The following is a 22,148-nucleotide window of genomic DNA, read 5'->3' as shown; positions in this document are numbered from 1 at the left end:
GGCGAATGGCTGAAAGAAGGGACGGGCGGCCGTGACGGCCGCCGACGCCCACCGCACGATCCTGGCTGTATGGCGGATCGAGCAGCCCAGGCTGATCACCAGCTTGGCAAGGATGCTGCGCGACGTGCCGTTGGCGGAGGACCTCACTCAAGAAGCGCTGTTGGCGGCGCTGGAACGGTGGCCCGAGACCGGCGTTCCGGAAAGGCCGGGTGCATGGCTGATGGCGACCGCCAAGCGGCGGGCGCTGGATCATCTGCGCCGCCGCCCGATGCTTGAGCGCAAGCATGAGATGATTGCCCTGGATATGGACGAGGAGCAGCAGGCCATGCCCGATGTAGACGCTGCCCTCGACGATGACATAGGCGACGAATTGCTCCGTCTCGTCTTCACCGCCTGCCATCCGCTGCTATCGCGGGAAGCCCGCGTCGCATTGGCGCTGCGGATGATTTGTGGCTTGACGACAGAGGAGATTGCCAGAGCTTTTCTGCTGCCGGAGGCGACGATTGCCCAGCGCATTGTCCGCGCCAAACGAACCCTTTCGGAGTCGGGGCTGGCCTATGAGACCCCCGGCGGCGAGGAACTCGCGCAACGGCTTGCCTCCGTATTGGAGGTCGTCTATCTGATTTTCAACGAGGGCTATACGGCGGCGCGCGGCGAGGACTGGCTGCGGCCGCAGCTCTGCAACGAAGCGTTGCGCATGGGCCGCATCCTCACCTCCATTGCACCGAATGAGCCCGAAGCGCATGCGCTGCTGGCGCTGATGGAACTGAATGCCTCACGCACCGCCGCGCGCACAGATGCCGTCGGTGAGCCGATCCTTCTGCTGGAACAGAACCGCGCCCTTTGGGATCAGCTACAGATCCGGCGGGGACTGCGGGCACTTGCACGGGCGCGGGACCTCGGCGGCGCGGGCGGCGCTTATGCACTGCAGGCGGCAATCGTCGCCTGCCACGCGGAGGCTCGAACGGCCGATGCGACGGATTGGTTACGTATTGCTAGGCTCTATGGGGAGCTGGCGGCGCTTATGCCTTCGCCGGTCATCGAACTCAATCGCGCGGTCGCGGTGGGCATGGCGGAAGGGCCGGAGGCGGGGCTGGCGATCGTGGATCATCTCGCAGATGAGCCGGCGCTCAGGGGATATCACCTGCTGCCGAGCGTTCGCGGTGATCTGCTCCAAAAACTCGCCCGCTACGGGGAGGCTAAAGCCGCTTTCGAGGCGGCCGCTGCTCTGGCCGGAAACCAGCGGGAACGCGACCTCTTGATGCGGCGTGCCGCCGAGGCGGCATCGCTGTTGTCATAATGGCATCCTCCGACAATCCGCTTCGGGACGATCGGAGCTGGGCTGATGACGAGTACCCGCACCCGAGGTGATGCGGGTACTCGCGACGCCGACTATTCCGCCGCCTGATAGACATTCGAACGCGATGTCGATGTCCTCGGGCCGACCGCCGCCAGCAATGTCACCGTAGCGGCCAATATCGCGACGAAGGCGGTGCCGGCGATATAGGGATTCCAGCCGAAGCTTGGTGCCGCGCCGAAGATGGCGGATGCGGCTGCCAACACGATGCCGCCGCCGATCTGGAAGGAGGCGAACAGCAGCCCGGAGGCCAGGCCCGACTTATCGTCTTCGACATCGGACAGTGCCGCCACCTGCACCGACGGATAGGTCATGGCATAGCCGACGCCAAGCAATAGCTGAGAGACGGCGACGAGCAGGATCGGATTGATATTTCCGACCGAGAGGACCCAAAAGACATAGCTGATAGCCTGCAGTCCGACACCAAGCGTCATCAGGCCGGTCGTGCCGCGATTTTGCCCGATCGCCGCAAATCGCGGTGCGAGGAACATCACGCAGACGCCGCCGAAGGCGAAGGAGAAGCCGGTGGCGAAAGCCGACCAGCCGACGACGTCCTGATAGTAGAGCGTCGCGATGAACTGGAAGCCGACATAGACGCCCTGGAAGAGCGCGGCGATGGCGTTGGCATGGCTGAGCTTTGCCCGCCGGAAGATGGCAAGCGGCACCATCGGATCCCTGTGCCGCGCTTCGACCAGCAGGAAGAGCAGGATGAGGACCAGCGCCGCGACCAATGCTCCCCAGGTGGGAAATGCCTGCCAGCCGGCGGCAGCGGCGTTGGTGATGCCGAAGACGAACAGCAGCAATCCGGGCGTGATCGTCAGCGCACCGGCCCAGTCGAAGTGAGGCCGCGGCCCGGTCCGCTGATGATCGGCAGGCAGGACGAAGGGCGCAAGCACCAGAGCGAGGATGGCAACGGGCGCTCCCATGACCAGCGTCGCCCGCCAGCTAATGATGGTTGCGGCTCCGCCAAGCACCATGCCGAGCACAAAGCCGGCGGCGCCAGTAGAGGAGAACACCCCGAGCGCCTTGGCGCGGGCGCTTCCTTCTCCAAACACGGACAGCAGTAGGGCGAGCGCGGCCGGCGCGGTGAAGGCTGCGGCAATGCCTTTGATCAGGCGTGCAGCGATCAAGGTCGGCGCGCTGTCGACGAACCCGCCGGCGATGCTGGCGGCGGCGAAGACGCCAAGCGACCAGAGGAAGACGCGGCGGTGGCCGAAAAGATCGGCAACGCGGCCGCCGAGCAGCAGAAAGCCGCCATAACCGAGCACATAGGCGCTGACGGCCCATTGCAGCGATGTCGCCTGTATGCCGAGCTCGGTTTGGATTGCGGGCAGGGCCACGCCGATGGTGGAGACATCCATGGCGTCCAGGAAGTTGGCGGCGCAAAGCAGCAGCAATGCCAGCCCGGCCCCACTTCGTGATTTGGAATAAGTCATCGGAATCGTTCCTTCCTATGCTGCCGTCTCTCGGGAGGTTGGCGGGCGGCAGGGAACGAGAAAATGTACAGCTTCTAACCCTATTGCAAATTGATAGTAACCATGCCAGGTATTACTGGTGATGATGAATGATGCTACGCTTCGAAAAATCGATCTCAATCTGTTGCTCGCCTTTTCCGTGCTCATGCAGGAACGGAATGTGAGCCGCGCTGCCGAGCGCCTGCTGCTTGGCCAGCCCGGCCTGTCGGCTGCGCTGCGTCGATTGCGCGAGACGCTCGATGACGAATTGTTCGTGCGTGTCGGGCGGGGTCTACAGCCGACGCCGCGCGCACTCGCCATTGCGCCAGCCATCGAGGATGCACTTTCGGGCATCGAACGCGCCATCCGCCCGCCAACGGCCTTCGACCCGGCAAGCTGGCAGGGCGAGTTCCGCGTCGGCATGTGCGACAATCTCGAATCCGCTTTCTTCGGCCCGCTGGTGGCGCGGTTGCGGCTGCAGGCGCCAGGGGCGCGTTTGATCGGCGTGGCTTTCGACAAGCGTGACGCCGGGCGTTTGCTGGACGAGGGCGCCTATGATTTCAGCGTCTCGGTGCATGACGAGCCGGCATCCTGGCATATTCGCGCGCCGCTGTTCGAGCAGGCATCGGTTTGTATCTACGACCCTCACCAGCTAAGGCTGACCGCGCCGCTGAGCTTCAAGGATTTTGTCGCCGCCGCTCACGTCACCGTGTCCTTTGAAGGCAATACATCGAGCAACGTCGATATTGCTCTCGCCCGCACCGGCGATCGCCGGCAGGTGGTGGCGACGGTGCCGCGCTTTTCGGCTCTGCCGACGGTTTTGCGGGCAATGCCGGCCATTGCCACGATCCCGGAATCCATTGCCCGCTGCATGGCCCAGCTTCATGGCCTCACCATTTCGGAGCCGCCGCTTGATCTGCCGGCCGAGCCGGTGACGATGCTCTACCGTCGCGTTGACCGGACGGACAGCCGGGCAGTTTGGTTCCGCCGGCTGTTCGTGGAAATCGCGGCAGAGTCATTGCAAGCATCCGGGTGCCGCATGGGCGTTTCCACGGCTGCCTGCTGCTTCGACCAGGTTCCTTTGGCTGAGGCAGTGTGAAGCTTCAAGAGAGCGGCCCCATGCCATCACCTTTGGTCAGACACACGAAACGCCTGCTGCTGCGCATGCCCGCGGAGGCGGATCTCGATTTCGTGACGGACCTCTTTGCCCGGCCGGAACTCGTTGCGCATCGGCCCGATCCCACACCGGATACGCGGGACGCAAGTGCTCAACGTCTCTCTCGTGACATGGAGCATTGGCGTAATCACGGATTCGGTCGCTGGGCTGTCGAGGCGGATGGCAGGCTGATCGGCTTCGGCGGCGTGACGGTGTCGAAGGAATTCGACGGTCTCAACCTGTCCTATCACCTGCATCCGGATAGCTGGGGACAGGGCTATGCGACCGAATTGGTAGATGATGTTTTATCTTTCTCGTTCAACAGCTTGCATGCCGAACGGATGATCGGTCTCGTCCGCTCGGCCAATGCCGCTTCCAGACATGTGCTGGAAAAATGCGGCTTCACTTTCGAGCGTGAAGTCATGCTGCACGGTGCGCCGACCAATCTCTTTGCGCTCACGGCTTGCGGCCAAATGGGATGACCGCCAAACGGCTGTCATCCCGCCCATATGGGCGTAGACGAATTGCAGGCTCTTCTTTTTGCCCGTCCCATTCCACAATGGGGTTCGACAATCCGCGCCATGCGCGAGAGTGCAAGGGGGAGACCGCGATGACGGAAACTCGTCTGACAGGGGAAGACGCGTCCAACGCGAGCATGAGTCAAAACGTGCTCTCCGGTGTCGGTGCAGGACATCTGGCGCTGGTTCCGACATGGATGCCGTTGGATCTTGCATCGAACCAGAACGTCAATTCCGCAGGAAGCGGCGGCGACGGAATCGCGACCGGCCTTATCAGCAGCAATCCCCTCGCGATCTTCATCCCATCCAACACGGCGGTAGCCGGCCCTCATTCGACAGTAGACGCCTTTCAGGGCAATGGTGCGCTTATCAATCAACACTCTACCGAAATGGCCGGCCTAGGCGGCGATGGCGGCAGCGGCAATGTCGCGCTCGGCGGTATCGGCAGCACCTCCGTCAACCATGCCGGAACTGGCGGCAACGGCCTGTTTTTCGGCGGTATCGTGAGCTCCGATGTTGCCGTCTTCGCTCCGGTGAATACCGCCGTCGCTGGCGGTGAGGGATCCGTCGCGCATTCGGAACAGACGAACAACGCAGCGTTTCTGCAAGGTGCAACCCAGATCGGCGGCGTCGGCGGCTCGGGCGGCGACCATAATCTGGCTGCCGGCGGGGGGCCGGAGAGCGGCGGTTCAAACGCCGGAAATACACTCATTTTCAACGGTGACAACTATGCGGGCCATGGTGGCGATGGCCACTTCATCGGCAGTATGATCGATGTGAACGTCGCCATTTTTTCGCCAATCAACATCGCGATCGGCGCTGCTGGCGGCTCGGCGGAAGCCCACCAGACGAACGATGTGGTTTTCGACCAGGGCGGTATCCAGATGGCGGGTATCGGCGGCAATGGCGGTAGTTTCAACTTGTCGTCGGACACGATCTTCACCGGACACAGCGTGGGTGGCGGCGGCGGATCGGGATCTTCGACCGGCAGTTTGGTCGATGTCAGCCTCGGATATTTCCATCCGATCAACATTGCTGTTCCGGCCGGCGGCACGGCCGACGCCCAGCAGATCGACCATGTCCTCACCGATCAGCATACGCTGCAACTGGCGGGCATAGGCGGTCACGGCGGTGAGGGTAACCTGACGGATGCCCATTCGGCTCTCGTCGATGACATCCTCAATTTCATGCACACCTAGATCGGCTGAGCCTTTCAGAGACTGCTTTATCTTTTGTTTTTTCGCAGTTGCGGATGGAAAAGCCGCTCAGCACTTTTGTAGAAATTGCGTCAGAAGCGCGTGTTCGCAGGAACACGCGCAGATCATTTCAGTTCCGCGTTCCAACTCTCAACGGAAGCGTTCGTAGAGAGCATGCCCCCTTTTTGCGAGCCCCGTGCCTGCTGTTATTTCGGCATAACCATTTGGGATACATCCTCTTTCCCGGCCATACCCCACCCAAAGGGACATCTCCGAATATCCGGCTGGTTCACCGGTTGAATTGCGAGCACTGTCTGCAAGCGGTTTTCTTGCCAGGTAATGACGTACCGGCATCGGGCCGTGGGAGACTTTCGGACCGAATAGGAGAGGAGCTACACTATGCCTATTCCACAGATAACTGACACGATCAATCTCACCGATCCGTCTGCAGGCAACGCAAATGCCGGCAATGGCGGCGATGGATACGGCAATGGTAATATCCATTATGATCCCAGTGCCTATGTCAATAACTACCAGGACGTCTACGGCGCCTCAACTGATCTCCATAATGGCGATCACGTTCATCAGACGGCTGACTGGGATGCCGGCGGTGGCGGAGCTGGCGGATTGGCCCAAGCTTATAACGCCGCGTTTTCAGCACTCACCAGCACCGGTGGAGCTGGCGGGAGCGCCACTTCGAACGGTAGCCAAGGCTCTGTGAGCGGCGGCGACGTAGCAGCGGTTTCTGCAGCCACGACAGCTACGCAAACCACCCAGTCGTTTGTCGACCAGCATGCCACTATCGTGTCCGGCGCCGGTGGTAATGGCGGTAACGGCAACCTGGCCGAGGGCGGCAGCATCTCGACGGCATTGGTTCATACGGACACCCTCAGCACGGCCGTATCGAATGCTTTCGATCATTTTGACAATTCTTTCGGCGGCAGCATCGACGTGCACCACCTCGGTACGTGATCGATTTATGCCAACCGGCCCGTTAATTCGGGTCCTGAGGATCGCAGGTTCAGGCCAGCGATCCTCGTATTTATGACAGTTCGACCAAGCATTCGCCTTGTCATAATCCGGAGCTGCGAGATCTGATGACGCCAACAAATCTTGCACAACCCCAGCGCCAGCAAACTCAACTGGTCATGGCACTACGGGCCTGCGCCGGGGCCTTCGGCTTGGTCTTTCTCTATAGCAGCGGCTATAATCTCTTTCTTCTCGCCCCTTCCATCTATCTTTTGCAAATATACGACCGGGTAATGTCGAGCCGCAGCGTCGATACGCTGGTGATGCTGACACTCATCGTCGCCGTTGCGGTGGTGGTCGGATCCACCCTTGATATCGTCCGCAGAGCAGCGCTTTCACGCATCGGCAGTTGGCTGGACCATCGTCTGCGTCCGGACGTCCTGAACGCTTCATTCGAATACGCGTCCCGTGCGGATACCAGTGTTGCGGCCGATTGTTATCGCGACCTTGCCTCGCTGCGTCAGTTCCTCGATTCACCGGCAAGTGCACTTCTTTTCGATATTCCCTGGGCTCCGGTATTCCTGCTGCTGCTCTTTCTCGTTCATCCTCTGCTGGGCGTGATCGGCCTTCTGAGCGCAGTCGCTCTCCTGTCGCTCGCCCTCCTGACGGAACTGGCGACGCAGCAGCCGATCGCACAGGCGAATCTTGCGCTGTCGCGGAGCTACATGCGGCTTGCGACGGCTCTTCGATATATTCAGGTGATCCGTGCCATGGGAATGCAGGACGGTGCGGCGCAGATCGTCTACCGCGATGCCGAGAGGGCCAGAAAAGCCCAGGACACCGCGATGCACCGCACCGAGATCATTCTGGGGTTCTCGAAATCCATCAGGACACTAACCCAGATTCTGGTCATGGGAGCGGCCACCTGGCTGGTGCTCGCGGATAACAGCAGCCCCGGTATCATCTTTGTCTCAAGCCTGTTGCTCGGCCGCGGTCTTGCACCCGTCGAGGGCGCGATCGGCGCATGGCGCTCGTTTGCGTTTGCGCGCAACTCCTTCAATCGTCTCAACAAGATGCTGATCCTTGTGTCTACGCAGGAGGATCCCAGAACGATCCCTGTTCCCGATCCGAGTGGCCTCATCCTGGACAATGTCGGCTACGCCTTGCAGTTTGCTGATCGGCCCATAGTGAAGGGCGTCACGCTGCACCTGTTGCCGGGTGATTGCATGGCGCTCATCGGCCCGTCAGGATCCGGCAAGTCGACGCTCGGCCGCATCATGGCCGGCGTCCTGCATCCGACAAGCGGATGCACCCTTCTGGGCGGCGTCGACATTTCCGCGCTGCGCCTTTGCGGCGATACTCGTCATGTCGGCTATCTGCCACAGGATATCGAACTTTTCGGCGGAGCCATCAAGGACGTCATCGGGCGCCTGGACGGCGCGGACCCCACCAGGGCCATCGAAGCGGCCAAGCTTGTCGGACTGCACGAAACGATCATGCGGCTGCCGCAGGGCTACGAGACCGACATCGGCGAGGGTGGGAACTTGCTGCTGCGCGCTCAGCGGCAGCAGCTCGGATTGGCACGCGCCGCTTACGGAAATCCCTCGCTCGTGGTGCTCGACGATCCGAATTCCAGTCTGGACTATGAGGGCGAACGCATCCTGTACAACGCGATCGAACGCATGAGATCCAGACGAATGATCGTCGTCATCATTACCCATCGGATGGGAGTTCTGCCCATCACCAACAAGATCGCGATCATGCGCAATGGCATGGTCAATGCGTTTGGGGAGAGCGAGCATATATACGACACCTATCTTCGCCCGCCGTCGCCGGCGCCGGCGCAGACACTGGAAGGAAAGGCTGCGTCATGACCACCGTCCTTCCTTCCGGCGCTTCAGCCAAATTCATAAACGCGTCAAACCCAAGCAGCCGGTCTGCACAGCGATTGGAAGCGGCCAAGAAGTTCCTGAGCTATGCCCCTGTCGTCGATACCGATTTCATGAGGCTGGCACCGCCGTCGCCGATGCCGGTACTACGGTCAGTGAAGCGGACGGGCAATCTGCTGATTTGCGTGTTCATTCTGGGTTTCGGGATTTGGTCGCTCCTGGCTCCGCTGAAGAGCGCGGCGGTGGCGTCGGGTGTCGTGGAGCCGGAGTTCAGCCGCAAGACCATCCAGCATCTGGAGGGCGGAATCATACGACAGATTCTCGTCAAGAACGGTGACGCCGTCACTTCGGGGCAGGTGCTCATCGAACTTGACGATACGAAGTCGCGGTCGGAACGGGATAGCGTTCAAGGGCAGCTCTGGGACGCCGAGGGCATGCATGCGCGCCTGGTTGCCGAAGAGAGTGGCACCGACCAGATCACCTTCCCACAGGACCTTATAGCGTTGATGAACGACACTCCGTCGGTCAAAGCCATCATGGTGGGGCAGCAAAGGATATTCGAGACGCGCCGCCAGGTGATGCAATCCGAGATCGGGATCACGCAGGAGAAGATGCGGCAGGTTCAGCAGGAGATCATGGGTCTCGGCGCGCAGAAGGCATCGCTTGCCGACAGGGCCGAGATCTCCCGGCAGGAGATGGAGTCGGCCACCAGCCTCGTTTCCAAAGGGGCGGAGAGAAAGAGCAGGATTTTCAATCTCGGGCGTGAGAAGGCCGACATCGATGGTCAGGCTGGTGAGGTGGACGCCCAGATATCGCGTGCCTATCAGGTGATCAGCGAGGCGCAGGCCAATCTGGTGAAGCTGCAGAGCGATCGGTTGAATGAGGTCGCTCAGGGTCTGCGCGACACGGAAAGTCAGATTCTGCAGTTGAGCGAACGTTTGCGGGCGATCGACGATCAGCTTGCCAGAACCGAAATCCGGGCGCCCGAGGACGGGGTGATCATGGACCTGCATTTTCATACGGCAGGCGGCGTGGTCGGCGCGGGTGAACCACTTGTCGATCTGGTACCGCGCGAAGCCCATCTCGTGATATCGGCCCATGTCCGGCCGGAGGATATTAATTTGGTGCGACCGGGGTTGGATGCACAAGTTCATCTTCTACCTTATAATCAGCGGCGGGTTCCGCTGCTGAAAGGTATCGTGGACTATGTCTCCGCGGATCGCCTTGTCGATAAGCAGACCGGTCAGGCCTACTATGCAGCGACGATCCGCGTGACAGACGAACGATTGGCGAAGATGCACGATGTCGCGATGGTTCCGGGCATGCCCGCCCAAACATTGATCGAAACGGGCAAGAGCAGTGTCGCGTTTTATGCAATCAGACCGCTTCTGGATAGCTTCAACAGAGCGTTTCGTGAGGATTGAAGTGAGCTCCGAAGCAGAAGACTCGGAAATGCGACGCGAATATGGATTGGTACTCCCACCATTCCTTCCTGGCGCCTCTGAATTTCTAGCATGTCGCCGTCGAAGGGACGCAGTGATGGGTAAGAGAAAATTCAATGATGACAGGATCATGGACATTCTGAAGGAGCATCAGGGTGGCATGACAGTGACGGACGTGTGCAGCAAATACGGGATCAGCGAGCCGACCTTCTATCGGTGGCAATCCCTGCAGCTCAAGAATGTCGGCTTCGACGTCAAAAGGCTCAAGGCCCTGGAGGAGGAGAACCGGAAGCTCAAGAAGCTATTGGCTGAGACCATGCTGGCTGCGGCAACGTTAAGCGAAATGCTTGAAAAGACTTCCAAGGAAAGCGCTTAATTTACGATGCCGCCACATCATGTCCGTTGGTTAGCCTATAACCTAGACGGGCAACGACTTCGGTCCGGTTCTGGACCTGCAACTTGCGCATAATGTGCTGCACGTGCATTTTCACCGTGTGGCCTGACAGGTTGAGCTTTCCCGCAATGACCTTATTCGAACAGCCGCGCTGCAATTCTGCAAGCACATCCGCTTCGCGCGGCGTGAAGTCGGCAAGATCGGGACTATGCGCCCGCGCCTCTATCATCCTGTGACCATCCTCATGAGAGTCGATGTGCCTGGTTGGGCCGGTCGTCAGCGTATCCAGCGGCTGCGGACAGAATATGCCGCCTGCGAGAACGAGCCGTAGCCCGGCAAGGGCAATCTCTATGGGAATGGACGTGGTGAAGAAGCCTCGAATGCCCATTTTCAGCGCCTGAGAGGCCAGCGAGGCGTCATCCGTACTCGACAGCAGCGCGATCGGTGCTTCGGAAAAACGTTCGGCAATCGCCGTAAGATCGTCAAGCAGACCGGCGCTCTCTACGCTCCTGCCCTCCAAACCCAAAGCAATCAGACGCACGTCCATTCCAAGAGCCCTATCAAGACTCTCAGTAGAGACCATATCAACAAATTCCCAGCCGGCGAGTTCGTGCTCAAGAAGTTTCACGATGGTCGTACGGGCAAGTGTATGGTGGTCTATTATGATGACCGTCGGTGCATTGCGACCGATCCGGCGTTTCGTTCTGGAACTGATGGACACGTGTCGCCCCCCAAGGATAAATGCGTTCCATCTCGGCGCGAATATTATACCGCTTGGTGTTTCATGTCATGATAAAATGGGGATTAATCCCCCTGCGACTCAATGTGACGTAATGTAAGCATCATCTAATCACAACTCTAAGGCGCGGTTTTGCAGGCCACCTAATTGATTGAGGGCGTGCCCGTAAAGCCTTTCCAGGTGCGGTTTTCTCGATTATCGGCGGTCCGAAAAGTGAGACCGCAATCGCGCGACAATGTCCGCAGTCGTTCGGTTTGAGGACGGTAGCTATTGAAAAATAAGGACTGTTCGGATCGCGCGGTGTAATCCTGGGGAGCGGGCTCTCTCAAGAGCGATGAGATCACTCTGTCTTCTATCGGCGCCCAGCCAGAAAGCCTCGGCTGGCGGAGGCTGGAATTCAACCGATGGATGGAAGGTTATGAGAGCCGGCTATCTTGCTCCTGTTATCGGCATATCGCCTCGGAGAGCGTGAGTGTGCAACGCAATGTAAGATCTGCACCTATCCTATCAACAAACTTGCTAGAATTTGATTGGTATCCGATCATTTATGGGCCGACACCGTGAAGATCGTTCTGTCACGATGCCGCGCATTCAGAAGATTGGCCTCTCCTGGCTACGGTGCAGGATCGTTTTCGCTCAATACCTTACGGCTGGCTTGACGCACATTGCTGTCTCGCCGCCGCAGGCGGATAGCGCCGGACGTGACCTCTCATTTCCTGCTTTTTCTGCCGATCCGCTCAGGTGATACGCGCACCTTTATTATCATAGGGCCATTTCCATCCGCTGATCTCCGGCATGTCCTCGCCATGCTGGCGGACGTAACGATGATGCTCTTCGAGTTTGTCGCGGAAAAGCTTGACCGCATCGGTGGCCTTTTCCTTCAGTCCCGGCACGCGCTCGATTGCCCCAATGGCGAGGTGGTAGCGGTCAAGTTCGTTGAGAACGGTCATGTCGAACGGCGTTGTTGTCGTTCCTTCCTCGATGAAGCCGCGAACATGAATGTTGCCATGGTTGGTTCGCCGATAGGTGAGGCGATGGATCAGATAGGGATAGCCGTGATAGGCGAAGATGACAGGCCGATCCGGCGTGAACAGCTTGTCAAAGATCTCATCAGTGAGACCATGCGGATGCTGCTCGTTGGATTGCAGCGCCATCAGGTCGACGACGTTGACGACGCGGATCGACAGTTCCGGAATGTTCTGGCGGAGGAGATCGACCGCGGCAAGCGTCTCCATGGTCGGCACGTCGCCGGCGCAGGCCATGACGACATCGGGCTCCACGGCGCTCTGTTCGTTGCTTGCCCAATGCCAGATACCGATGCCGGCCTCGCAATGCTGGACGGCTTCGTCCATCGGCAGCCACTGCAGTTCCGGTTGCTTGCCGGCGACGATGACGTTGATGCGATTATAGGTCTTCAGGCAATGATCTGATGTCCACAGCAGCGTATTGGCGTCCGGCGGCAGATAGATGCGCACGATGTCTGATTTTTTGTTGGCAACGAGATCGACAAAGCCAGGGTCCTGGTGGCTGAAGCCGTTATGGTCCTGCCGCCAGACATGCGACGTCAGCAGGTAGTTCAGCGAAGAAACCGGTTTGCGCCACGGCAGTTCGCGCGACACCTTCAGCCACTTGGCATGCTGGTTGAACATCGAATCCACGATATGGATGAAAGCTTCGTAGCAGGAAAACAGGCCATGACGTCCAGTCAGCAGGTAACCTTCCAGCCAGCCCTGGCAAAGGTGTTCGCTTAGGACCTCCATCACCCTGCCGTCACGGGCTAGACCGACGTCATAGGGCTTGATTTCTTCCATCCAGACACGGTCTGTCACTTCGAAGACGCTGCCGAGACGATTGGATTCCGTCTCGTCGGGACCGAAGATGCGGAAATTGGCGTTGTCTGCGTTGAGGGTCAGGATATCGCGCAGATAGCGACCAAGGATTTCCGTCGATTGCGCCACCGTTCTGCCGCGCTCTTCCTTGACGGCAACCGCGTAATCACCGATCGCAGGCGTTATGAGTTCGCGGCGCAGAAGGCCGCCATTGGCATGGGGATTGGCACCCATGCGCCGTTTGCCTGCCGGTGCAAGTGCACGCAAATCGCCCTTCAGGCGTCCGTCGGTGTCGAAGAGATCCTGCGGATCGTAGCTTCGCATCCAGTCTTCCAGGATTTTCCGATGGGCGGCATCTTCGCGGCAATTGGAAACCGGCACCTGATGGGCCCGCCAGAAACCTTCGACCTTCTTACCATCGACTTCCTTGGGGCCCGTCCAGCCCTTCGGGCTTCTGAATACGATCATCGGCCAACGCGGGCAGGAATTGCCGGGCGCGCCGTTGCGGGCCTCCTGTTGGATGGCGCGAATGCGATCAAAGGCCTGTTCGAAGGTCGCGGCCATGGCCTGATGCATCTGGTGAGGGTCAGAACCCTCGACAAAGAAAGGCTCATAGCCATAGCCGGTGAAGAGCTGGCGGAGATCCTCATCGCCGGCGCGGCCGAGAAGGGTGGGGTTGGCGATCTTATAGCCGTTCAGATGCAGGATCGGCAGCACGGCGCCGTCGCGGGCGGGGTTGATGAACTTGTTGGAATGCCAGCTTGCTGCCAGAGGGCCGGTTTCGGCCTCGCCATCGCCGACCACGCAGGCAGCGATCAGATCGGGATTGTCGAAGACGGCGCCATAGGCGTGGACAAGGGCATAACCAAGTTCGCCGCCCTCATGGATCGAGCCGGGCGTCTCCGGCGCCGCATGGCTCGGAATGCCGCCGGGAAAGGAAAACTGACGGAAGAGTTTGCGCATGCCGTCGGTATCCGCGGAGATATCCGGATAGATTTCGCTGTAGGTGCCTTCGAGATAGGTATTGGCGACCATGCCGGGACCACCGTGGCCGGGGCCGCAGATATAGATGATATCGAGATCGCGATTGCGGATGATGCGATTGAGATGGGCGTAGATGAAATTGAGGCCGGGGGTTGTGCCCCAGTGGCCGAGCAGGCGGGGCTTGATATGGTCGGCCGTCAGCGGCTCGCGCAGCAGGGGATTGTCGAGAAGATAGATCTGGCCGACCGAGAGATAGTTGGCGGCGCGCCAATAGCGGTCGATAAGGTCGAGTTCGGTGGTGCCAAGCACGGTGGCGGAGGGTGCGGTTACCTGCTCTTTCATGTGATTGCTCCAATTCAATGGGGTTGAATACGAAACTATCGCCGATAGAGCGGGGCACTTATGATCTGGATCATTCGCCCGCAAAAATCGACAGGGCTTCATCGGCAATAATCTGCTCTTCGTCCGTCGGGATGACGAAAGCCGTAGCAGAACTTGATGATGTGCTAATGATAGGCGCATTGGCTGCGTTCGCATGCCTGTCGATCTCAAGCCCCAGCCAGTGCAGGCGGTCGCAGATGTCAGCGCGAATTTCCGGCTGATGCTCGCCGACGCCGGCAGTGAAGACGATGCTGTCCAGACCCCCGAGCGTTGCCGCCATTCGGCCGACTTCGCCGCCGATGCGCAGACAAAACAGGGCGATCGCCTCTCGCGCCTCCGACCTCTGGCTCTTCAGCAGATCCCGCGTGTCGGCGCTGATGCCGGAGACACCGAGCAGGCCGGATTTGTGGTAGAGCATGTCTTCGAGCTCTTCCAGCGTCCCGCCTTTCGGCCCGAGCAGATGCAGCAGCACACCGGGATCGAGATTGCCGCAGCGTGTCGCCATGGGAATGCCATCCAGCGTCGAGAAGCCCATGCTGCAATCCCGGCTTTCGCCCCTATCGAGGGCGCAGAGGCTGGCCCCGCTGCCAAGATGGGCGACGACGACCTTGCCAGCAGCCGCCTTGGGTGCCCGCCGCCGCATCTCGGCGGCGATGAAGGCATAGGAAAGGCCGTGAAAGCCGTACCGTTTGATCCCCTGATCGTGCAGCGCGCGCGGCAGAGCTAAGCGGCGAACGAGATCGCTCTGTGTCGCGTGGAAGGCCGTGTCGAAGGAGGCGGTTTGTGCAAGCGTCGGTCGCAAATGCTTGACGGCGCGGATCAGGCGCAGCGCCTGCGGCTGGTGCAGCGGTGCAAGCACGGTCAGGCCGTCGATATCGCGGATACGGTCTTCATCGAGGCGCACGGGACCGGTGAACAAATCGCCTCCATGGACGACGCGATGGCCGACGGCGTAGACCGCCGACATATCGAAATGCTCGCCAAGGATGCCGAAAGTTTCGTCCACGACCTCATGCAATTGCTCATCCGCATCGGTTTGCAGGGAACGATCGAAGGCGGCAGGCCCCTCCGTCAAATGGAAGGTAAGGGGGCGGCGGCGAAAGTCGATCAGGCCCTTGCCGATGCGGTCGGCTTTGCCTGCCCGGATCTCAAACACGCCGATTTTGACGGTCGAGGACCCGGCATTGAAAGTCAGAAGCAGGTTTCCGTTCGTCATGATACCGGCATCCTCGGAGGAGTAGGGAACGCAGACTCGCCGCTATGTGCAAAGCGAAGACTGGAGCGCCGTCAAACTGCAGGATTTACGGCGGCAAAAGGCAATTCGGCGGCTGTTTGTTCCATTGAGCCGAACCGTCAGGCCAAGCGCGACGAAAGGATCGCGCCCGGCGAAATCTGCAAGATCGAGCTTAGGGAGCCTGCTTCGGCAATCCCTGCTTCTTTGCATCGTCGTCAACGATTTCGTACCACATTGCATTGAGGACAGCGAAGGCGGCGGCGAGGGGGAAGCCGAGGAGCCAGGCGAAATACCACATGTTCTTTCTCCTTTTCGAGATCAGTAGGCGTGGCCGCTCTTGTCGTTGACCGTATTGGTGTCGATCTTGCCCCAGAGCACTCGGTAAACCCAGGCCGTATAGAGGAAGATGATCGGCAGGAAGATCAGCGCCACGACCAGCATGATGAACAGCGTCATATGGCTGGACGATGCATCCCAGACCGTGAGGCTGGAGCGCGGGTCGAGTGAGGATGGCAGGATGAAGGGGAACATCGAGAGGCCGACCGTCGAAATGATGCCGATGATGGCGAGCTGGCTGAAGAGCAGCGGCGCCAGTTCACGACGGGCAAGCATCGACACAAGTGCCGCGATAGCGCCGAGAAAGCCCATGGTCGGCGCAATCATCATCCAGGGGTGGCTGTGATAATTGCTGAGCCAGGCATCGGCAGCATGATCGACGGTCTTCAAAAGCGGATTGGACGGCCCGATCGTGTTGATCTCACTGGTGATGCGGTAGCCGTCGATGCCGTACCACAGGGCGAGGCCGCCGAGGGCAAATAGCACGATCGTCGCGAGCGCCGCCATGATGCCATAACTGCGGGCCCGCTCCGCTACGATGCCATTCGTCTTCAACTGCAGCCAGGCCGCGCCATGCATGGTGAGCATGGCGACGGAGAGCAGGCCACAAAGCAGGGCGTAGGGATTAAGCAGCTCGAAGAAAGAACCCTCGTAATAGATCCGCATGTCGTCGGCAAAGCGGAACGGCACACCTTGCAGCACATTGCCGACGGCGACACCGAAGATCAGCGAAGGAACGAAGCCGCCGATGAAAAGCGCCCAGTCCCAGCCGGCCTTCCAGCGGGCGCTGTCCCGCTTGGAGCGGTATTTGAACGCCACCGGCCTCAGGATCAGCGCGAAGAGGATCGCGAACATCGCCAGATAGAAGCCGGAGAAGGAGACTGCATAAAGCGGCGGCCAGGCGGCGAAGATGGCACCGCCGCCGAGGATCAGCCAGACCTGATTGCCTTCCCAGGTCGCGCCGATCGAATTGATGGCGATACGCCGCTCGGTATCCGTCCTCGCGACGAAGGGCAGGAGGGCGCCGATACCGAGATCGAAGCCGTCGGTCACCGCAAAGGCGATCAGCAGAACGCCGAGCAGCAGCCACCAGATAATGCGCAGGGTTTCGTAGTCGATCAATTCATGCAGGATCATGGTGGTTACTCCGCAGCGGGAACGAGAGTTTCGGAGATGAGGTCGGCTTCCGGCTCGTCGTCCGGTTCCGGGCCTTTGCGGATGGCCTTCAGCATGAGGCTCATCTCGATGACGATCAGCACCGTGTAGATCGCGGCGAAGCCGAGCAGGGTGAGAAGCACGCTACCGGCTCCGAGATTGGAAACAGCGGCGGCGGTTGGTAGCACGCCTTCGATAATCCAGGGCTGGCGGCCGAACTCGGCGACGACCCAGCCGACCTCGATGGCAACCCAAGGCAGCGGGATGGCGAATACGGCGATCCTGAGCAACAGACGGGAACGGTTAAGCTGGCGGCGGGCCGAGAGCCAAAAGAAGGTTGCCGTCAGCAGAATGAAGAACATGCCGAGACTGACCATGATGCGGAAGGACCAGAAGAGGGTCGGCACGTTCGGGATGGTATCGCGGGCGGCCTGATCGATCTGGGCGTCGGTCGCCTGACGGGGATCATCGACATAGCGCTTCAGAAGCAGGGCGTAGCCGAGCTCATGGCCGATATCTTCGAAGGAGGCGCGTGCCTGCTGGATGGAGGTGTCCTGGGCCGTGGCGCCGGCGGCGGCCGGTTGAGCGGCGCGGATCTTCAACAGCGCGTCGTAGGCCTTGATGCCGTCGCGGATGCGGGTCTTCGCCTGCTCCTCAAGTTGGTTGATGCCGGGGATTTCGGTGGTCAGCGAGCGCGTGCCGATCAGGCCCATGACCCACGGTATGTGCACGGCATAATGAGTCTCGCGCGCCTGCTGATCCGGAAAGCCGAAGGCCGTGAAGGCTGCGGGCGCCGGTTCAGTTTCCCACATGGCCTCGATTGCCGCGAGCTTCATCTTCTGATGCTCGGTAGACAGATAGCCGCTCTCGTCGCCGAGGACGACGACCGAAAGGGCCGAAGCCAGGCCGAAGGAGGCGGCGACCGTCATCGAGCGCTTGGCGATCTCGATGTGGCGACCCTTCAACATGTACCAGGCGGAAACGCCGAGCACGAAGATGGAGGCGCAGACGTAGCCGGCCGATACCGTGTGAACGAACTTTGCCTGGGCGACAGGGTTGAAGACGACATCGAAAAAGCTGGTGATCTCCATACGCATTGTCTGCGGATTGAGTGCCGAACCGATGGGATTCTGCATCCAGCCATTGGCAATGAGAATCCAGAGTGCCGAGAAGTTGGAGCCGAGCGCGACGGCCCAGGTGGCAATGAGATGCCCGACCTTGGAGAGCCTGTCCCAACCGAAGAAGAACAGGCCGACGAAGGTCGCCTCCAGAAAGAAGGCCATCAGCCCTTCGATTGCCAACGGCGCACCGAAGATATCGCCGACGTAGTAGCTGTAATAGCTCCAGTTCATGCCGAACTGGAATTCCATGACGATGCCGGTGGCGACGCCAAGCACGAAGTTGATGCCGAACAGCGTGCCCCAGAATTTGGTCATCTGGCGCCAGATCTGCCGTCCCGTCATGACATAGGTCGTCTCCATAATGGCAAGCAACACGGAGAGGCCGAGCGTCAGCGGTACGAACAGGAAGTGATAAAGCGCCGTCATCGCGAACTGCAGGCGCGATAGCGCCACGATGTCGAGTTCCATAGTCTTTCTCCCACGGTCCAACGGGGTTTGGTCGCGCGGCGCTATTCGGGGCGCCGTAATTGTACTTTCAGTTTGCCGCCTCAGTCCGGCCGCAGCCGGTTCAGGATGGCGTCGAATTCTGGTTCGCCGCGCCGCGCCGTTGCCGTGACGCGGCCGTGTTCGAGCATGACGATGCGATCGGCGATCGCGGCTTCGCGGCGTATGTGCGTGGCGATGACGAGGCTGCCGCCGGTGGCGTTGCCGGCGATCTCGCGTAAAACGGCGCGCGCGGTTTCGCTGTCGAGCCCTTCGGTCGGTTCATCGAGCAGCCAGAGCGGCGTGTCGCGCAGGAAAAGCCGGGCAAGTGCCAGCCGGCGCGATTGGCCGCCGGACAGGCCGATGCCGCCTTCGCCGAGGCGAGCCGAAAGCCCTTTCGGCAATGCCTTGATGTCAGCAAGGAGGCCTGCAGCCTCCAGTACTTGGTGAAGCCTTTCGTCGCTTGCACGCGGGTTGGCGAGCAACAGGTTGCCGCGGATCGTATCGTCGAAGAGTTCAGTGCGTTGCGTCAGCGTGGTCGCCTGGAGAGAGGCGACCGTGCCGGACGCCGGAGCGATTTCGCCGGCAAGCAAAGCCAATATCGTGGATTTTCCGGCGCCGCTGGCCCCGACAAGAGCAAGTGGTTCGCCGACGGCTAGCGACAGGGAAAGGGTCTCGATTGCCGGATGCCGGGCGCTCTCGTAACGAGCGCTGACGACGTCCAACTGGAACGCATAACCTTTATGCGGTCGTGCGATCTCAGAGGCTACGTTTCTAGGGGCGAGGCGCGGGGCAATACGCCTGGCGGCAAGCAGCGTGCGGCCGAGCTCCAGCGCGCCACGACGCAGTGCTGCGAAAGGCTCCGTGGCGGCAAAGGCGATCAGCAAGCCGAAGGCGGCTGCCGGAGCGCCGATGACGCCCTCTTTTGCCAGAATGGCGACAGTCAACAGCGTGGCTGTCAGCAGAAGGGTGGAGGCGAGCGAGAAGCCGATGCCAACGACGTTTTCGATCCTGTTCAATGCGTGGTCCGCTTCCGCGAGACGCCGGTCAGCCTCGCCGATGGTGACGCGTTGCGCCCGCAGGCGGCCGGTCATGGCGAGATCTGTCTGGCCGGCGACCAGATCGATGATGCGCGCGCGGAGCGCTTCCATCGCGTGGGCACGGCGACGTCCGGGTTTCATTGCCATTCGGCCGGCGATCAAGGGGATGGCGAGGCCGGTGGTGATGAGCCAAAGGCCGATCACAATCCCAAAGAGCGGCTGCATCAGGCCCAGCGCTACACCGACGGCAAGCGCCGACAGCAGGGCGACGCCTGCAGGCAGCAGCACCCGCAGGTAAAGCGAATCCAGCGCGTCGATGTCGGCTGTGAGCCGGAACAGTAGCTTGGCCGGGCGACGCATCATGGCTGCGGCGCTACCGGGCGTTGCCCAGCCGCGAAAGAGCCTTTCGCGCAAGGCCGCGAGAACGCGCAAGGTTACGTCATGGGTTACCAACCGCTCGCCATAGCGTGCTGCCGTGCGGCCGATGGCGAGCAGGCGGATGCCGGCCGATGGCGCGAAGACGTCGAAGACGATGGCGGTCGTTGCCGAGGCACCGGCGAGCGCCGTCGCGGTGATGAACCAGCCGGAAAGGCCGAGCAATCCGGCGCCAGCCAACACGGCCACCGCCGATAGCACCGCGCCGAGGCAGAGACCGCGTCCGCGCTCGGCATGGAACAGGCGGATGACCGGGAGAAGCGTTGCGAGGCTCCGTCTCACGCGGCAATCTCCTTGCGGTCCGCTTCGAGCCGAATGACGCGGTCGAGGCGCGATGCAAGCATCGGGTCGTGCGTCGCGACGATCAGGGTGCGGCCCTTCGCCAATGCCAACAAAGCTTCGGTCACCTCGGCCGCGGTGGCGGCGTCGAGATGACCGGTCGGCTCGTCGGCGAGGATGATGCTGGCCTCCCGGTTGGCGGCTACACGGGCCAGTGCCAACCGCAGCGCTTCTCCGCCGGAAAGGCCAAGGCCGTTTTCGCCGACTGCGGCGATCTCGTTCGCAGCAATCACGCCGTCCAAACGCACGCTGCGAAGTGCATCGTCGATGGCGCGGTCATCGATATCGGCGCGTCCGAGGCCGACATTTCTCTTCAGGCTGCCGGAGAAAATATGCGGCCGTTGTCCGATCCAGGCCATGCGACGGCGAAGGGAGGCGGCGTTATTGTCAGCCAGCGGGATGCCGCCGATCCTGATCACACCGGCTTCCCGTGGCGCGAGCCCTGCGATCAGCGAGAGGATCGTGGTCTTGCCGGAGCCGCTGGCGCCCCAAAGCGCTACATGTTCTCCGGCCGCAACGTCGAGACAGAGATTGTCGATGACCGCCGGAAGGTCCGGCGCGTAGCGGAAGGCAAGCCGGTCGATCTCAACGGAGGGAGCGGCAGGCAGCATCTGGCCATCGCCGATATCTCGTTCATCGCCACCAAGAATTGTAGGTCCTTGCGAGGATAGGGCGTTCAATGCCGCAAGCGCCGCTTCGCCATTGGCGCGATCGTGCCAAACGGCTGAAAGTTCGCGCAAGGGTTCGAAAAAGGTCGGGGCGAGCAGAAGGATGAAAAGCCCTTGCGTCAGTGTGAGCCGGCCATGCCATGTACCGATATCGATCGAGCCCAACAGGCTGAAGCCGATGTAAACGGCGGTTGCGGCAACGCCGAGGGCGGCGAAAAGCTCGAGAACGGCAGAGGACAGAAAGGCGATCTTCAACACCGCCATCGTACGCTGCCGCAGCGAATCCGCATCGGCGCGCAGCCGTGTGGCCGTGACATCGACGGCGCCGAGCGCGCGGATCGTCGTTAGCCCACGCAGGCGGTCGAGCAGAAAGGCGTTGAGGCCGCCGGTTTCGGCCAGTTGCTTTTCACTGGCAGCTTTGGCGCGCCAGCCGATCAAAGCCATGAAAATCGGGATGAGCGGTGCCGAGATAAGCAGGATGAGACCCGCAATCCAGGAAACGGGAAAGACGCAGGCAAGGATGACGAGCGGCACCGCGCTTGCCTTCATACGTACCGGCTGGAAACGGGCGAGATAGGGGACGATCGCCTCGGCCTGTTCGCCGACGACACTCGCGGCGAGACCGGAGGCCGGCTTGCCGATATCGAGCGGTGAGCGGGCCGCAAGCGCTGCAACGGCGCGATTGCGCCGCGATGTCAGTTCGCATCTCGCCGTACGGAAGGCGGTGCGTCCGCCGGCGGCATCGAGAGCGGCGCGAACGATGCCGAGCGCCAGTATTGCAAGCGCTGTAAAGGCCACATCCATCGTGCTGTCGCCATCGTTTATGACGCCAACGCTGAAGGCGAGGAGGGCTGCCTGCGGAATCCAGACCAGAGCTGCCGCGGTCTGCAGGGCTGCGGCAAGCAAGAGCCCTGCCGGCTTTCGTGGTCGGACTGGCCGATTTCGCTTTGCCGCCGGCCCGGCATCGGGCGCTACCGTCTGCGTTTCTTCCGGGCTGAGGTCGGGATCGAAGAAAGCCGTCGTCATCGT

General features: G+C 60.9%; 17 protein-coding genes. 8 read left to right on the top strand and 9 right to left on the bottom strand.

Going from position 1 to position 22,148, the window contains the following annotated elements:
* The first annotated feature begins 31 nt into the window (after positions 1-31).
* Positions 32-1,300, top strand: coding sequence for an RNA polymerase sigma factor (locus QD357_RS08215; protein ID WP_107108886.1), 1,269 nt, complete (start codon positions 32-34; stop codon positions 1,298-1,300).
* A gap of 92 nt (positions 1,301-1,392) precedes the next feature.
* Here the strand turns inward: QD357_RS08215 and QD357_RS08210 are convergent, their stop codons facing one another.
* Complete coding sequence (locus tag QD357_RS08210) at positions 1,393-2,793, bottom strand: MFS transporter (protein ID WP_107108885.1); 1,401 nt, start codon at positions 2,791-2,793, stop codon at positions 1,393-1,395.
* Between the two features lie 121 nt (positions 2,794-2,914).
* Here QD357_RS08210 and QD357_RS08205 point away from each other — a divergent pair, with 121 nt between their 5' ends.
* The 7 genes from QD357_RS08205 to QD357_RS08175 all read left to right on the top strand — a co-directional run bounded on the left by QD357_RS08205 (position 2,915) and on the right by QD357_RS08175 (position 10,357).
* Positions 2,915-3,910: a LysR family transcriptional regulator gene (locus QD357_RS08205; RefSeq protein WP_107108884.1), complete on the top strand. Its 996-nt coding sequence runs from the start codon at positions 2,915-2,917 to the stop codon at positions 3,908-3,910.
* A gap of 20 nt (positions 3,911-3,930) precedes the next feature.
* A complete protein-coding gene (locus QD357_RS08200) occupies positions 3,931-4,449 on the top strand; it encodes a GNAT family N-acetyltransferase (protein WP_107108883.1) in 519 nt (172 codons plus the stop codon).
* 128 nt (positions 4,450-4,577) lie between these two features.
* Positions 4,578-5,684, top strand: coding sequence for a hypothetical protein (locus tag QD357_RS08195; RefSeq protein WP_107108882.1), 1,107 nt, complete (start codon positions 4,578-4,580; stop codon positions 5,682-5,684).
* Positions 5,685-6,080: 396 nt separating this feature from the next.
* On the top strand, positions 6,081-6,653 hold the full coding sequence (locus tag QD357_RS08190) for a PE-PGRS family protein (protein WP_107108881.1): 573 nt from the start codon (positions 6,081-6,083) through the stop codon (positions 6,651-6,653).
* A gap of 125 nt (positions 6,654-6,778) precedes the next feature.
* Complete coding sequence (locus tag QD357_RS08185; protein ID WP_107108880.1) at positions 6,779-8,524, top strand: type I secretion system permease/ATPase; 1,746 nt, start codon at positions 6,779-6,781, stop codon at positions 8,522-8,524.
* The gene (locus QD357_RS08180; RefSeq protein ID WP_107108879.1) at positions 8,521-9,963 is read left to right on the top strand and encodes an HlyD family type I secretion periplasmic adaptor subunit; all 1,443 of its coding nucleotides are present in this window, start codon (positions 8,521-8,523) and stop codon (positions 9,961-9,963) included. The genes QD357_RS08185 and QD357_RS08180 overlap by 4 nt, the downstream gene beginning before the upstream one ends.
* 115 nt (positions 9,964-10,078) lie before the next feature.
* Positions 10,079-10,357: a transposase gene (locus tag QD357_RS08175; protein WP_028751823.1), complete on the top strand. Its 279-nt coding sequence runs from the start codon at positions 10,079-10,081 to the stop codon at positions 10,355-10,357.
* A gap of 1 nt (position 10,358) precedes the next feature.
* On the opposite strand, the gene QD357_RS08170 is transcribed toward QD357_RS08175, so the two are convergent.
* The 8 genes from QD357_RS08170 to cydD all read right to left on the bottom strand — a co-directional run bounded on the left by QD357_RS08170 (position 10,359) and on the right by cydD (position 22,145).
* Positions 10,359-11,096 (bottom strand): LuxR C-terminal-related transcriptional regulator, encoded by a 738-nt coding sequence (locus tag QD357_RS08170; RefSeq protein WP_107108877.1) that lies wholly within the window; start codon positions 11,094-11,096, stop codon positions 10,359-10,361.
* Between the two features lie 755 nt (positions 11,097-11,851).
* Positions 11,852-14,269 carry a phosphoketolase gene (locus QD357_RS08165; protein ID WP_107108876.1) on the bottom strand — a complete coding sequence of 806 codons (2,418 nt, stop codon included), beginning with the start codon at positions 14,267-14,269 and terminating at the stop codon, positions 11,852-11,854.
* A 70-nt stretch (positions 14,270-14,339) separates the two neighbouring features.
* Complete coding sequence (locus QD357_RS08160; protein ID WP_107108875.1) at positions 14,340-15,524, bottom strand: acetate/propionate family kinase; 1,185 nt, start codon at positions 15,522-15,524, stop codon at positions 14,340-14,342.
* 190 nt (positions 15,525-15,714) lie between these two features.
* Positions 15,715-15,840 (bottom strand): cytochrome bd-I oxidase subunit CydX, encoded by a 126-nt coding sequence (gene cydX, locus QD357_RS08155; RefSeq protein WP_107108874.1) that lies wholly within the window; start codon positions 15,838-15,840, stop codon positions 15,715-15,717.
* A gap of 20 nt (positions 15,841-15,860) precedes the next feature.
* Positions 15,861-17,015 carry a cytochrome d ubiquinol oxidase subunit II gene (gene cydB, locus QD357_RS08150; RefSeq protein ID WP_107108873.1) on the bottom strand — a complete coding sequence of 385 codons (1,155 nt, stop codon included), beginning with the start codon at positions 17,013-17,015 and terminating at the stop codon, positions 15,861-15,863.
* Between the two features lie 5 nt (positions 17,016-17,020).
* The gene (locus tag QD357_RS08145; RefSeq protein WP_107108872.1) at positions 17,021-18,622 is read right to left on the bottom strand and encodes a cytochrome ubiquinol oxidase subunit I; all 1,602 of its coding nucleotides are present in this window, start codon (positions 18,620-18,622) and stop codon (positions 17,021-17,023) included.
* A gap of 80 nt (positions 18,623-18,702) precedes the next feature.
* On the bottom strand, positions 18,703-20,394 hold the full coding sequence (cydC, locus tag QD357_RS08140; protein WP_107108871.1) for a thiol reductant ABC exporter subunit CydC: 1,692 nt from the start codon (positions 20,392-20,394) through the stop codon (positions 18,703-18,705).
* Positions 20,391-22,145 carry a thiol reductant ABC exporter subunit CydD gene (gene cydD, locus QD357_RS08135; protein WP_107108870.1) on the bottom strand — a complete coding sequence of 585 codons (1,755 nt, stop codon included), beginning with the start codon at positions 22,143-22,145 and terminating at the stop codon, positions 20,391-20,393. Before cydD ends, cydC begins: the two co-directional genes overlap by 4 nt.
* Positions 22,146-22,148 lie beyond the last annotated feature (3 nt).

It is taken from the genome of Rhizobium sp. BR 317 (assembly GCF_047445835.1).
In the GTDB taxonomy this organism is placed as follows: Bacteria; Pseudomonadota; Alphaproteobacteria; order Rhizobiales; family Rhizobiaceae; genus Rhizobium; species Rhizobium paranaense.
Note: the sequence above shows the minus strand (reverse complement) of the source record. Positions and strands in the feature narration are given on the sequence as shown.